Annotated in this window: 12 protein-coding genes; 9 read left to right on the forward strand and 3 right to left on the reverse strand. The window is 63.1% G+C overall.

What is annotated here, in order from left to right; all coding sequences use genetic code 11:
• Window positions 1-56 precede the first annotated feature (56 nt).
• Window positions 57-3,452, forward strand: a complete 3,396-nt coding sequence (locus KTR60_RS27450; protein WP_080961261.1) for a BTAD domain-containing putative transcriptional regulator — start codon at window positions 57-59, stop codon at window positions 3,450-3,452.
• Between the two features lie 118 nt (window positions 3,453-3,570).
• Complete coding sequence (locus tag KTR60_RS27455; protein ID WP_042451654.1) at window positions 3,571-4,956, forward strand: FAD-binding oxidoreductase; 1,386 nt, start codon at window positions 3,571-3,573, stop codon at window positions 4,954-4,956.
• Here the strand turns inward: KTR60_RS27455 and KTR60_RS27460 are convergent.
• Window positions 4,937-6,265, reverse strand: a complete 1,329-nt coding sequence (locus KTR60_RS27460) for a diacylglycerol/lipid kinase family protein (protein ID WP_042451656.1) — start codon at window positions 6,263-6,265, stop codon at window positions 4,937-4,939. The two genes, KTR60_RS27455 and KTR60_RS27460, sit on opposite strands and share 20 nt — an antisense overlap.
• A gap of 140 nt (window positions 6,266-6,405) precedes the next feature.
• On the opposite strand from KTR60_RS27460, the gene KTR60_RS27465 reads away from it, so the two are divergent.
• Genes KTR60_RS27465 through KTR60_RS27480 form a run of 4 tightly spaced genes read left to right on the forward strand, consistent with a single transcriptional unit; the run spans window position 6,406 to window position 8,378 of the window.
• Window positions 6,406-6,840 carry a hypothetical protein gene (locus KTR60_RS27465; protein WP_228401471.1) on the forward strand — a complete coding sequence of 145 codons (435 nt, stop codon included), beginning with the start codon at window positions 6,406-6,408 and terminating at the stop codon, window positions 6,838-6,840.
• On the forward strand, window positions 6,837-7,100 hold the full coding sequence (locus KTR60_RS27470) for a hypothetical protein (protein WP_007730221.1): 264 nt from the start codon (window positions 6,837-6,839) through the stop codon (window positions 7,098-7,100). The genes KTR60_RS27465 and KTR60_RS27470 overlap by 4 nt, the downstream gene beginning before the upstream one ends.
• Entirely contained in the window at window positions 7,088-7,732 is a 645-nt protein-coding gene (locus KTR60_RS27475; RefSeq protein ID WP_228401472.1) for a TetR/AcrR family transcriptional regulator, read from the forward strand. The genes KTR60_RS27470 and KTR60_RS27475 overlap by 13 nt, the downstream gene beginning before the upstream one ends.
• Before the next feature lie 10 nt (window positions 7,733-7,742).
• Complete coding sequence (locus KTR60_RS27480) at window positions 7,743-8,378, forward strand: DUF5701 family protein (RefSeq protein ID WP_047272329.1); 636 nt, start codon at window positions 7,743-7,745, stop codon at window positions 8,376-8,378.
• Here KTR60_RS27480 and KTR60_RS27485 read toward each other — a convergent pair.
• Entirely contained in the window at window positions 8,375-9,808 is a 1,434-nt protein-coding gene (locus tag KTR60_RS27485) for an amidase (RefSeq protein ID WP_042451664.1), read from the reverse strand. The genes KTR60_RS27480 and KTR60_RS27485 overlap by 4 nt on opposite strands.
• Before the next feature lie 68 nt (window positions 9,809-9,876).
• Between KTR60_RS27485 and KTR60_RS27490 the strand changes: the two genes are divergently transcribed.
• The 3 genes from KTR60_RS27490 to KTR60_RS27500 are packed head-to-tail and all read left to right on the forward strand — an operon-like array spanning window position 9,877 to window position 12,724.
• Window positions 9,877-10,509 (forward strand): TetR/AcrR family transcriptional regulator, encoded by a 633-nt coding sequence (locus KTR60_RS27490; RefSeq protein ID WP_228401473.1) that lies wholly within the window; start codon window positions 9,877-9,879, stop codon window positions 10,507-10,509.
• Window positions 10,506-11,360, forward strand: coding sequence for an alpha/beta fold hydrolase (locus KTR60_RS27495; RefSeq protein WP_042451668.1), 855 nt, complete (start codon window positions 10,506-10,508; stop codon window positions 11,358-11,360). The genes KTR60_RS27490 and KTR60_RS27495 overlap by 4 nt, the downstream gene beginning before the upstream one ends.
• Before the next feature lie 59 nt (window positions 11,361-11,419).
• The gene (locus KTR60_RS27500; protein WP_050654971.1) at window positions 11,420-12,724 is read left to right on the forward strand and encodes an HNH endonuclease signature motif containing protein; all 1,305 of its coding nucleotides are present in this window, start codon (window positions 11,420-11,422) and stop codon (window positions 12,722-12,724) included.
• An 81-nt stretch (window positions 12,725-12,805) separates the two neighbouring features.
• Here the strand turns inward: KTR60_RS27500 and KTR60_RS27505 are convergent, their stop codons facing one another.
• Complete coding sequence (locus tag KTR60_RS27505) at window positions 12,806-13,504, reverse strand: type 1 glutamine amidotransferase domain-containing protein (RefSeq protein WP_030537402.1); 699 nt, start codon at window positions 13,502-13,504, stop codon at window positions 12,806-12,808.
• Window positions 13,505-13,634 lie beyond the last annotated feature (130 nt).

Genomic DNA, 13,634 nt, shown 5'->3' on the forward strand with positions numbered 1-13,634 from the left:
GAATTTCGCTCCTTAGAATCGAACCGTCCTGCGTCCGCAGGTACGAGGGGAAACGGATGATCTATCGACTGCTCGGGCCGTTGGAGGTCGCACGGGGTCCGGCGACGAGCGACGTGATCGATCTGGGCCCTCGAAAACAACGAACGGTCCTTGCCGTTCTACTGCTCAACCGTGGTCGCGTCGTCTCCACCGACCGGCTGATCGATGCTCTCTGGCACGACGACGCACCGGCGAGTGCGATGGCAAGCATCCAGGCGTATATCTCCAACCTGCGCCGAGCGCTACGCGTCGAAACCGGTACGGCGTCACCGATAGTGCGTCAATCGCCGGGCTATGTCCTCGAGGTCGCTCCGGCAGACGTCGATCTGTCGGTGTTTCTCGACGACGCCGAAACGGCGCGACAACACGCTGAGAACGAACGGTGGCAGGAGGCTTTGACGACCGCTGACCGTGCCCTCGCCTCGGTCCGGGGGCAGCTTCTGGACGACCTGAACGACGCGCACTGGGTGGAGGTGGAAGCCGCAGCCTTCGAGGAAGTGCGGACCGAGTGCCGGGAGACCCGGATAACGGCGCTTCTGGCTCTCGGGCGCCTGGCACCCGCGCTGGTCGAAGCTGCTCAACTCTGTAGCGAGTACCCGTTCCGCGACCGGACCTGCTGGCTGCGAATGGTTGCCCTGCATCGGGCGGGCAGGTCACCGGAAGCGTTGGAACAGTTTCGATTACACGCGTCTCGGCTCGACGCCGAGCTGGGACTGGAGCCCGGCGGGGAGCTGACAGCATTGCAAGGCGCGATCCTGCGCCACGAACCCGGCCTGGCCGCCTGGCCGCGCACTCCGGGATGGACGGGGGCCGAACAAGTGTCGGTCCCGGCTTCTCCCCCAGCCGTAGCAGCGATGCCCGAGACGGATTCCTCACGCTTGTTCGTCGGGCGCGACGCTCAGACGACTGTCGCCGACAAGATGCTCGACGACGTTCGCCGTGGCTCGCCTCGCTGGTTGATCTTGACCGGCCCCGCCGGCATCGGCAAGACACGATTCGCCGAGGAGTGTTCGTCGAGAACAACGTCCATTCGAGGAGCCACCGTCTGGGCACGTTGCCCGGAGGACGACGGAACGCCGCCGTGGTGGCCGATCCGCCGACTGGTTCGGGAACTCGGAGCCGACGCCGATTTCGTACTGACGCCGCCGACGGACATCGATCCGGACGAAGCGAGATTTGCCGTCTACGAACGGGTTCGCACCACCATCGAAGCTGCGGCGAAAGATGCACTGTTGACCGTCGTCATCGACGACATTCAATGGGCCGATCCCACGTCCCTTCGTTGCCTGACCTACCTGGTCGGCGCAATGACCAGTACCAGAGTCTGGTTCGTGTCGACGCTCCGAGACTCGGAAGTCGGGCCGGCAGTGCGCAAGTTCGAAGAAGCCGTACTCCACGGCGAAGGAAACCGAACCATGATTGTGCCGGCGCTCGCGCAGGGCGAGGTTGCAACACTCGCAAGGTGCGTCTCCGGGGACACGCTCGACGACGCGGAGGCGCGAACCCTGGCGGAACGAACCGGCGGCAACCCGCTGTTCGTCTCGGAGTACGCCAGGCTTCCCCGGAACGAGCGACTGGGCGACGGCATCCCCGTCGCCGTTCGATCTGTCCTCGGTCGACGCCTTGCCGCAGTGGAACCGGCAGTGTTGCACGCTCTTCGGGTTGCCGCAGTTATCGGCGACGCCATCGAGGTGTACACACTGGCCGCAGCCACCCGTCTCGATGTCGACACTCTCGCCGACCATCTCGACGCGGCTGCTGATGAACGAATCATCGTCGCGGACTCGGCAAACGGCGGTTACGTCTTTGCTCACGGCCTTCTCCGAGACGAAGTCCTCGAAGCGATACCCACGCTTCGTCGCCAGCGGATACATGCCCGAGTTGCCGAAGTGCTCGAAAATTCCTCCGATCCGGACCGGCTGAGCCGCCGCGCGCAACATCTGATGTCAGCACTTCCCCTGGTCGATCCACTCGTCGTTCTGGAGGCATGCACGGCTGCAGCTCAGGATGCGACCGATCGGTGGAGTTCGGAGACCGCGGCCGAGTGGTGGGAGGCAGCTGTCCGCGCGTTCGACTTACTTCCCGTGTCCCAGCAATCCGCTGACGATCGGGACGACCTGCTGGTGGCCAGAGTCGAGGCCCTCGCCCGCGCAGGTCGAGGGCAGACAGTTCTCGACGTCGTCAATGCCGGTCTCCTCGAGGCTGTTCGGGAGGGGCGAACCTCCGCCGTCGGACGACTGGCAGGCGCATTACTTCGGGCCGCCGGTGCGTGGCCGTGGGTTTCCTACGGTACCGATCCGGGACCACTGCTCGAACGGCTCGCGGCGGTCGAGCCCTTGGTCGAGAACGACAGGTCAGCTCACGCACGGGTTCTTGCTGCGCTGGCGGTGGGAAGTTGCTACCACCCCGAAGCCGAGATCCCGAATCGATGGAGCGCCCGTGCTCTCGACATCGCCCGCGAACTCGACGATCCGGATGTGATCGCGGACGCGCTGCTCGGACGGATTCTGCTTTTCTCCGGAGTCGCGGTGCACAGCGCGGAGTCCATGCGCCTACTGCGCGAGCTTTTCGAACTGCCGCACCAACAATCGCGTGTCGACAGCGTCGTCGCACACGCCGTCGCGAGCATGACGGAGATGAATCTGGCCAATGTCGATGCTGCCGTCAAACACGTCAGGCAGGGGATCATCGGCTGCGAGCTACTGAGACTCCCGGTGGTTCGGGTCCAATTACGCTGGATGGAAGCAACTCTCGCCGAATGGTACGGAGACTTCGCGCAAGCCCGCCGGCAGTACGAGACGGCCAGGCAGATCCATCTGCAAACGGAGTTGTACACGGCTGGCAGCGCAGATCTGGCGTTCAACACTCTGGAATGGGAGCGAGGTGCGTTGGCCGAATCTGATCCCGGTGTCGTGGAACCTGATTCGTGGACCATCGCCATCGACGCCGCCCGAGGCGAGCGCGAGGCCACTTCCGACGGCATCAAGAAGTGGCTGATCAATCGCGGGCCACAGACGTGGACGACATTGGGACACCAGACACTACTTGCACGCGTCGTGGCAGATCTGGAACTGGTCGAATACGCCGACACCTTCATCGAACTTCTCTCGCCACACACCCGCTGCATCGCAACGGTGGGCCATGTCGGTGAACTGGGCTCGGTCGCCGAAGCCTCCGCTCGGCTGCACGCGCTTCTCGGTCACGTCGAGCAGGCATCGACTCTCCTGGATCAGGCCGAGAAGATCGCAACTGGCTCCGGTGGAGCACCAACACTGCTGCGCTGTCGACTGCTTCGGGCGCAGCTTCGAGAGCCGTCCGCCGAACGTGAACGGGAGCTGACGGAAGTGGCGGCCGAATCGGAGACACTCGGCATGCGGGGCGTAGCTGAACGAGCGCGATCGACATGGCCCTGAACTGCGAGAATGCGCTTGGATAAAACTTGGATCCGCTCGGGATACATACGTCAAGAACCACCCAAGCCTGTTCGGACATCCTTCCCTTGACCGAAAGACGGATGAGGAAAGGAAGACCATGAACCTTCAAACCCCCACGCTCGACGCCGCGGTCGAATCACTGCGCGCAGAGGTGACCGGCTCCGTTTCCCTGCCTGGCGAAACGGGATACGAGTTGGCGATTCCGTGGAATGCAGCGGTTCCCGTCGCGCCTGGCGCTGTGGTGGCAGTCGAGAGCGCGCAAGACATTGCCGCAACTGTGCGATTCGCGGCGAAGTTGGGTCTGCGCGTCGGTGTTCAGCGCACCGGCCACGGCGCGGTCCCTCTCGGCAGTGACGTTCTCCTCGTCCACACCGGCAGGCTCACGGAGTGCGTCGTCGACCCCGAAAACCGCACTGCCCGAATCGGCGCGGGCTTGATCTGGCAGGACGTCATCGACGCTGCCGCACCCCACGGCTTGGCGCCACTGGCAGGTTCTTCACCCACGGTCGGAGTCGCCGGCTTCCTCACCGGCGCCGGCATCGGCCCGATGGTGCGCACGTACGGGCTGTCGTCGGATCACGTTCGTTCGTTCGACATCGTCACCGGCAGTGGCGAACTCATTCATGTCACCCCCGCCGAACATGCCGAATTGTTCTGGGGACTCCGCGGCGGCAAGGCCACACTGGGCATTGTCACAGCCATCGAGATCGACCTACTACCGGTCACCCACTTCTACGGCGGTGCACTCTATTTCGACGGCGCAGATGCAAGTGCGGTCGCGCACGCCTGGCTGGACTGGGGCGCCGACCTGCCTGAGCACAGCTCGACCTCTCTTGCCTTTCTGCAACTTCCACCCCTTCCACAGGTTCCGCCGCCGCTGGCCGGCAGGCTCACCGTCGCGGTCAGATTCGCAAGTCTTGCCGAGGAATCCGATGCCAAGTCACTGATCGACCGAATCCGTTCAATCGCAACGCCCTTGATCGACGCAGTCGGTGTGCTGCCTTATGCCGCCCTCGGGGCAGTGCACGCCGATCCCGTCGACCCGATGCCGACGCACGAATCCACGGCATTGACCAACGAGCTGTCACACGAGGCCGTCGACGCATTGCTGGCCGCTGCCGGCCCCGGATCCGGTTCACCCCAAACCGTCGTCGAATTACGTCTCCTCGGGGGCGCCCTCGCACGGGAACCTGAGCACCGCAGCGCCTTCTGCCATCGGGACGCTGCCTTCTCGCTGTTCACCGTCGGAGTTCTTGCCCCACCGATGGTCGACGCGGTAGTCCCGCACGCCGAGACTCTCGGACGAACGATGGCGCCATGGACGAACGGGCATGCACTGCCCAACTTCGCGCCGAGCGTCGACCCGGAGAAGATCGCCCGCACCTACGACGAGGACACCGCTCACTGGCTGAGCGCTTTGGCGGACACGCATGATCCGCAGGGAGTCCTGGCCGTCGGTCAGGTCATGCGCCGGATCTCCTGAACTTCGCCAACTCTCGCAACCGGACCAGATCCCAGGCGTGCCGGGGGCGACGGATACCCGGTCGATCTCGGGGGACTCTGACCCTCAGCGCCTGCGGACTGACCGTGCACCTGACCGGAGTTGGCATCACCAGCGCCTCGCCGTCGACGCCGACCGGAATCTCGTCGGTGTCGGCGTCGACGATCACCTCGAATCCGGTGCCCTGAGCCAGACCGTGTTGATGCGCCCTATGGAGCAACCCGATGGCCTGACGGGCACTGCTGACGGAGATCGCGACGATTCCGAGAGTGCCCCTGTCCAATCGCGGCCGATGACCGAGCCCCGCCAGGTCGTTCATCTCGTACGGGCCGTTGCTGACCAGCACAGCCTGTGGACCCACCGCGGACACGCTCGGGGAGCGCGCGGTCAGCACCGCTCCGGCACGTCCGGCGAGGAGATCCGGGAGCATCTGCAAGAAGGTGCTGGTCTTGGCATCGCGGTACTCCGGACTCTGGACTACCTCGGCGTACGCCCCGAACGATGCGTTGTTGACGAAAGTTCGACCGCCGACATTTCCCAGATCCACCGTGACCTCGACGCCGTCGACGAGCGCGTCGAGGCACCGAGATGGATCCTCGAGATCGAGCCCCAGATCCGCGGCGAAGTGGTTGCGCGTTCCCGCGCTGACGACGAGGAAGGGCAGGTCGTTTTCGGCCGCGACAGCAGCAACCAGTGCCTGTGTTCCGTCGCCACCGGCCACACCGAGTAGGTCGGCGCCGTCCGCGACCGCCTGCCTGGCCAAGGCCGTCACGTCGATCTTCTCGGGCCCCTCGAGCAGTGCGACCGTGGCCCCCCGTTCCTCGGCCTTGCGTTTCAAGTCGAACTTCTCGACCTTGCCACCACCGGAGTTCGGGTTCATCACCAAGAACGGCTTGACGGGCGGCGGTGCCGGTCGCTCGACAACCGGCAATTCCTTCTCCTCCCCCGCCAAGGCGGTGCGAGCGCAGATACCGGCTACGACGAACAACCCGATCGCGAGCAGCACCACCCACAGGAGTCGTTCTCGGACCAGGAAGGTGAGCACCACGATCGGCGTCAGAACCGCCACGGCCAACGAGAGCCAGCGGAGGAATCCGCGGGTCGTCAGAAACCAGTACACGGCCACGACGCACACGACCACCCCACCGATTCCCAGGATCAGCATGGTCAAGGTTTTCAGTCCGGCGAAGATCAGGAGCACCGCGACTGCAAGAACCAGGGCCGCGAAGGCTGCGCGCGCCAACCAACTCTGTTTCGACGAGGGCCGATCCGTGTGGGCAGAGGTCGTCATCGAGCCACCTCCCCGCGATTGTCATTTCGACCGGTACTTCGACGCTATCCCTTCGAAGCAGGCCAGTCACCTACCGGCAAGAATCTCGCGATCGCGCACTGCTATTTTATGACGACACCTCGTCATAAAAAGGAGTAGCCGTGACAACACCGACGCCCGAAGCGTGGGAATCCGCCGAAGGAACCCTGACCGGCATTCGGAAAGCCGGACTCCACGGACTGCGTTGGACGGCCTGGTTGGCCGGCGCGACAGGTCTCGCGCAATTGGTGTCGATCGGACTGAACTTCACCGACACTGTCAGCGGAATCGTTCCGGCCACGTACCCACCTGTAGATGTGGCGGGCAGCGTCGTCGCGCTCGTTCTTCTGGTCGGCCTGCTTGTCGGCCGCCCCAACGGTCCCGCGAGGTTGTCGAGTCTCGCCCTCCTCATGGCCATGCTGATGGCGCCCACCCTTCACAAACATGCACCCGAGTCGCTCTGGCTGGCGGCGGCACACGCCGTCTCGGTCGTCGCCGTCATCACGCTGTCCGTGATGACTTCGCGGTTCTCCATTGCCGAGTTGGATCGGTCGTGACACCGGATTCACCCCTCTCGCTTGCAGCTGAGGAATGGATCACTGATCTCACTACCGCGGAGATGGAGCGATTGCGCAAACGCACGACGCTCACACTCGCCGAAGAACAAGAGGTCTGCCGATCCGTACGCTCGATCGCGCAGCAGATGATGCTCGCACCCGTCTCGATGTGGCAAGGTGATCCGCGCCTTGTTGCGGACCTGTTCGACCTCCCCGTGACCGTCAATCAGACCCAGGAGGATCGACCATGCCGAAGTTGACCGGTGGTGCGACGACCGCAGAGCACAAAATCGCCACCCGAGAAGCCATGTTGGACGCATTCATTCGCGAACTTCACGAGCAGGGTTGGCAAAACGTGAAGCTGCAGACCGTGGCCCAGGCGGCCGGCGTCTCGCGGACAGCGGTGTACAACTACTTCCCCGACAAATCCGCGTTGCTGCTCGCCTGGTCCACACGCGAGATGGACAGATTCCTACTCCTGGCCGAGCGTGAACTCGCGGACCGCGAGAATCCTGTGGACCGACTCGAAATCCTCGTCAAACTGACACTCGTCGAGTTCTCACTGCAACGATTCACAGGAATCGCGTTGGTCGAATTGTTGTCGGCGCAGGATCGCGAAAGTTTCCTCGAACATATTGTCCCGCTGTCGGTTCTGGTCGAACAGGTCGTCCAGGAAGGTGTCGACGCCGGTGTCTTTGTCGATTCCGATGCTGCCGCATCCGCGCAACTCATCCTCGCCTGCTTGGAAAGCCGACGCCCGATGCTCATAGCCGGCGACCGAGTGGACGCCGTCGTAGCGACCACCGTCCCGTTCATCATGCGCGCGTTGGGCGTTGCGTGGCCGACTTCCCTCGCGGCCGAACCCTCCGATCGCTCTGCTCACGATCGGTAGGATCGCAGATATGCATTTCGACCTCCCGCCCATCGATCAGCAGGCCGAGCGATTGATCGAACTCGGTGTTCACGAGATGGCCGGACTTTCTGCCGGCGATGTCAGGGAGGCCGCAACCGGGCACGGTGATGTCGGACTACTCACCGTGCACGAAAAACTGGCTCCGGCTTCAGTTCTGACTCCGCTGCTCGAGCTCGAGAACAAGCGCGGATTCATAGTCGTCGACATGGCGGACGTCGATTTGTTCGCCCCCACCGAGCAGGCAACGCTGCCCGAAAGCTCATTACATCTGCTCAGTGGAGTCGACCGCGGGGATCACCTGGCCAACTGGAGCCCGGACGAAGCATTGCCCGCAATCGTCGACGCACACCGTACGCCGCTGACGCTTACCGAAGGCATCCACTGGCTGTTGCAGCGCCCCGACATTCTCGAACGCGGAAAGTGTTTCATGACCATCGGCTCCCGACTGCGCAAACCTGACGGATCCTTCGACACCAGAACTCCCGCCGTGTGGATCAGCAACGGAACCGGTCGCGACGGCAAAGACAACCGCAACGCCCCGAAAGTCGGGTGGTGCTGGTGGGGTAACCGCCACACGTGGTTGGGGTTCGCATCGGCGAGCGACCGGGTACCGCTCCCGAACTAGAGCACGGTTGCGCGGTCGAATCGGTACCGATCCTTCCACGGCATCTCGGCCTCGAGCATTGCAGCGGCAGAGAGTAATTCCGCGTCGCAACCCCATTTCGCCGAGATCATCACGCCGAGTGGAACGCCGTCTTCCGTCCAACCGAGTGGCAGACTGATCGACGGGAAACCGGTTGCATTGGCGACGACGGTGTTTCCGGTGAAAGCGACCATGTCGATCAGTTCGGTCGCGGGGTCTTCGTCGTTGCGCAACTCCCCGATCGCAAGCGGCGGCTTCGTCACAGTCGGAGTGACGACAAGGTCGGCGTCGGCGTAGTCGAGACTCCATCGTCGCGCCCAGGCCTGAACAATTCCGATTGCCGCGGCCAGCTCACCCGAACGCACCTCGTTTGCTTGAACTCGCAAGTGTTGCACTATCGGACGCAGAAGGTGTTCGTACTCCTCCGGGATCGGCTTGGTTCCCGCCAAAGACGAGAACATCTTGACGAAAGCATCGATGAAAATGTCATCGCGAGCCTGCGGTCGCTCGAACACGTTGTGGCCCAGACCCTCCAGCACAGACCCAACCTTCGATACAGCAGCCGAGAGCTGCGCATCCACGGCTCCGCCGGAGACCGATCCGTGAGCAAGAGCGACGGTCAAGGGGCGAGCCCGAACTCCCCCGGCCTGTACGACGAACTCTTCGAACGACTTCGGCCGAGGCGGGTGGATAGTTCCGGCGCCGGGTCGCGTCGCCAGAACGTCCAGCAGCGCAGCGGTATCGCGAACTGTCCGGGCGATCGGCCCCTTGCTCGCAAATCCGAAGTTGTCATGCCCCGCCACGCCCATCGTGATCAAACCGCGGCTCGGCTTGAGGCCGACGACTCCGCACGTACTTGCCGGCGAACGCAACGAACCGGCGGTGTCACTTCCCTGTGCAAACGGCACCAGACCAGCGCCGACGGCGGCAGCAGCGCCGCCACTGCTGCCGGCGGCACTCCGCGTGCGATCGAACGGGCTGCGAGCAGGCGGAGCGACTTCCGGCTCGGTGTAACAGGCTGCCCCGAACTCGGGCACCGTCGTCTTACCGATGTCGATCAACCCACCTTCTCGGATCGCCTCGACGATCTCGTCGTCAGCGTCCGGCACGAAGTCGCGAAACAGCGCCGATCCGAAGGTCGTGCGAATGCCGCGCGTTGCGTCGAGGTCTTTGATTGCCGTCGGAACGCCGAACAGACGCGGAAGGGGCCCGGCGTCCCGCTCGTCCAACCTGCGCTGCGCTTGTTCGGCGAGGGCGACAGCGTGCTCCCCGGCGATCGTCGTGAAGGCGCCGACGTCATCGGCAGTGGTCGCACGGTCGACGAAGTACCTGGTGACTTCGGGAATCGAGACCTGCTTGGCGGCGATCACACCGGCAAGTTCGACGGCGGACAGTTGATGGAGATCGGTCATCGGGCAGCGCTCCTTGGAGGTCGATGGACACTTGTAATTTCGATACGCGTATCGCTATTGTTGTCAGCATGGTATCCGAATCCACCAACTCTGCAAGGGCTGGTCGACCAAAAGCATTGAGTCACAGACAGATTCTTGATGCCGCGGCAGAGATCGCCGATACGGACGGCCTGGATGCGGTGTCATTTCGAGTGCTCGCCGAACGACTCGGCATATCGCCGATGTCCGTCCACCGCACAACCGGCGGTATCGACGCCTTGAGGCGAGATCTGATCTCGACTCTCGTAGGCGAAGCCGTCTCGTCGATCGACTGGCCGACCGACTGGCGCGGGGTTGCCCGCACGTTCGCCTACGGCCTCCACGATCTCCTGATGCGCCATCCCCTGGTCCTGGAAGCCCATCGGCAGGCATCACTGGAAGCACCCGGGGCCGACGATACCGCCCACCGAGTCGTGAGCGCCCTTTCCTTGGCCGGCCTCGAGGACGAGCAGGCCACGTACGCATACGGCGCGCTGCATGATTTCGTCACCGGACACGTCGCAATTCAATTGGGACGCGGCGCTTTCGACAGCGCACCTGCCGATCGACGCGAGGCATCGGTGTTCGCACTTCATCACGATCCCACCCGAAGGTTCGAGTTCGGAGTCGCCCTCATCCTGGACGGTATGGCGTCGATCGCGCAGCAAGGAACCACATCATGACGAGCAGCGTGACCACAACCGAAATTCGCGACGCGTCGGGGCGTCGTATCGCATTCTGCGAGTACGGCGATCCGACTGGCCACCCGGTAGTCGTGGCCCACGGATCACCTGGCAGCCGATACGAAGGGCTCTCACTCCACAACGCGTCTTCGACGGCAGGCATACGGCTGATAGTCCCCGATCGACCTGGCTTCGGACGCACGGATCCGTACACGGACAAGGGATTTCATTCCTGGGACGACGACTTCGTCACCCTGGTCGATCACCTCGAGTTGGGCTCGGCCACACTGATGGGTTTCTCCGGAGGCGGCGGTTACGCGCTCGCAGTCGCTGCAGCCGTTCCCGAACGAGTCTCGAAACTGGTGCTGGCGTGCGCCATGATCCCCGGGGCACCGCGAAATACTTTGCGACGCAGAATAAAACTGGTATCTGCGTTGTACTTTGCCGCCAACTGGGCTCCCCGTGTGGCCGGCGCAATACTCGCAGGAACCGGAGTGTTCTCCAAGCTACGCAGCGACTCAGTCTCGATCTGGCCGGCCGCCGATCAGGCCGTCATGACCGACGAGGTACATCGCCCCGCTCTCCAGTTGGATTCATCCGAAGGGATCGCACAGGGCGGATCCGCAGGGGTTGTCGACTTGGCTCGGTATCGCCACGAGATGCCTGGACTCTTCCAATCGATCTCGGTACCAACGGTTTTCCTACACGGAACCGACGACGGAAACGTACCCATCGAAGTAGCCCGCTGGGCACACTCGTTGATTCCCGACTCTCGCTTCGAAGAGATCAACGGAGGCGGCCATCTGTTCGTCGTCGCGGACCCCACTCCACTCCTTCGCGCCCTCGCCTAATTCCCTATTGACTCGAACGCGTGTTCGAGTATGATTTGGGGAGGGGATCGGGGGATTCAATGAGTGTCTTGTTGTCGGACGTGGTTTCGGGTTCTGCGGTGGGGTTACGTGGACGTCTGTGGCAGTTGTCGGCTGCTGAGTTACGTGCGGCTGCGGTGTCGGCGAGCGCGGAGATTCTTCGTCTCGAGGCTGTGCGGGTGGCAGTGGTCGACGAACTCTCGATGCGCCCGGATGATCAGGTGATTGCCAGCCGCGGTGTGGGGTCCTGGTTGGCGGCTAACACGATGCTGCAGGTTCGGGACGGGAAGAAGATCGCCGCATTGGGTGCAGCTTTGCGGCCGTTTCCGGCGGTGGCGGCTCGGTTCGATGGCGGGGATTGCTCCTTCGAGCACGCCGTGTTGATCGTGGCGTTCTGTGAATCACCACCGAAAGGCATGCCGGAGGAGGCGCTACCGAAGTGCATCGATTTGTTGCTCGCTGCTGCGTCGGGTGTGGAGGCGACGACGACGAAAGTGCGGAACGTGATCGCGACCTTGGAGCGGTTGTTCGAATCGGATGAGATTCCGCCCGCCGAAGATGTCGATCTCAATGAGTTGCGGATCGCGTCGACGCTCAATGGTCGGGTGGTGATGCGCGGTGATTTCGATGCCCTCACCGGGGAAATGCTGTTGTCTGCGTTGTCGAATCTGACGATGCCGACCCCGGCACCGGACGGGACTCCCGATGCTCGGTCGGCGGCGAAACGGACCGCGGACGGGTTCACCGAACTGATCCGGCGTTATCTCGATTGCGCCAAGACTGGTACCGATGGTGGTCAGCGTCCGCATGTGAATGTGCACATCAATGCTCGGGATCTGGCGGAGCACCGGGACTGCGCCGCAACACCCTCCATGGCTGATGGTGAAGAGTCTCTGTCGGATCTTGATGTCGGGCACATGCCCTGGCTCGGGCCACTGTCCGTGTCGCAAACCAGACTCCTCGGGTGTGATTGTTTCCTCTCCACCGTGCTGCTCGACGATCACGGCACGCCCTTGGATGCGAAACCCGGAAAACGATTGGTCACCCCCGAACAGCGAGTGGCGTTGATCGCCCGAGACAGAGGCTGCGCGTTCCCGGGCTGCACATGTGTACCGGCCTGGACGGATGCGCACCATATCCGGCACTGGGCCAACGGCGGCCCGACGGTGATGAACAACCTGGTCCTGCTGTGCCGTTCGCACCACCGGTTGATGCACCGGAAATCAGGGTTCGTCGGGAAGTGGGCGATTCGGATCGGTGTCGACAACAAACCGTGGTTCATCCCGCCACCCTCGATCGACCCCGGACAGCAACCCAGGCCGGCGAACACCACCTTCAAAACCTGAGAGGTCAAACCTCTTTGGCGACAACAGAACACGGACCAGCGCCGCATCGAGGAGACCTCGATGCGGCGCCAAAAAACATGCTCAGCCCAAGTCGGCGACAATCCGCTCGGCGAGAGGCCGTGACGACGCCGGATTCTGACCGGTGTAGAGCTTGCGGTCCACCACGACATAAGGCGACCACGCCTCAGCCTTCGAGAATTTGCCGCCCAATTCGCGTAGGCGAGTTTCGAGCAGCCACGGAGCCTTGTCCGCCAGACCAGCCTGCGTCTCCTCTTCGTTGGTGAACGCGGTCAGCTGATAGCCGTCGAACAGCCAGCTTCCATCGGGTCTCTGGGCCGGCAGGAGTGCCGCCGGCGCGTGACAGACCGCCGAGACCACCTTGTCCGCGTCCAAGAAGTTCACGAGAAGCTCACCGAAGGATGCCGACACCGCAAGATCCTCCATCGGTCCATGTCCACCCGGTACAAAGACCACGTCGTAATCGGCAGCATCGGCGTTCTCCAAAATCTCCGGCGAATCGAGCACCGGCTGCAGATCGGCGATGTACTTGCGCATACGGTCGGCGCCTTCTTGCCCGCCGTTCACCTCGGGCGCCAGACTTCCCTCGTCCACAACGGGAGCTTTACCGCCAGGCGTCGCGATCACGATCTCGTAGCCGGCGTCGACGAAAACGCGATGCGCCTCGACCAGTTCTTCCGCCCAGTACCCGGTCGGGTGGGGTGTTCCGTCCTTCAGCGTCCAGTGATCTGCAGAAGTGACCGCAAACAACAGCTTTGTCATCGCGCAACCTTTCGTCGGTAAAGGAACCCATTGGTGACAAGACACCATCTTCAAGGCCCGATCAATGAAATAACGTCCAGTCAGTGCAACACGCTGCCCTTGTGAGAATTCCTCACCACCGCAGAATCAC

Source organism: Rhodococcus sp. C1, from assembly GCF_020809065.1.
Taxonomy (GTDB): Bacteria; Actinomycetota; Actinomycetes; order Mycobacteriales; family Mycobacteriaceae; genus Rhodococcus_F; species Rhodococcus_F qingshengii.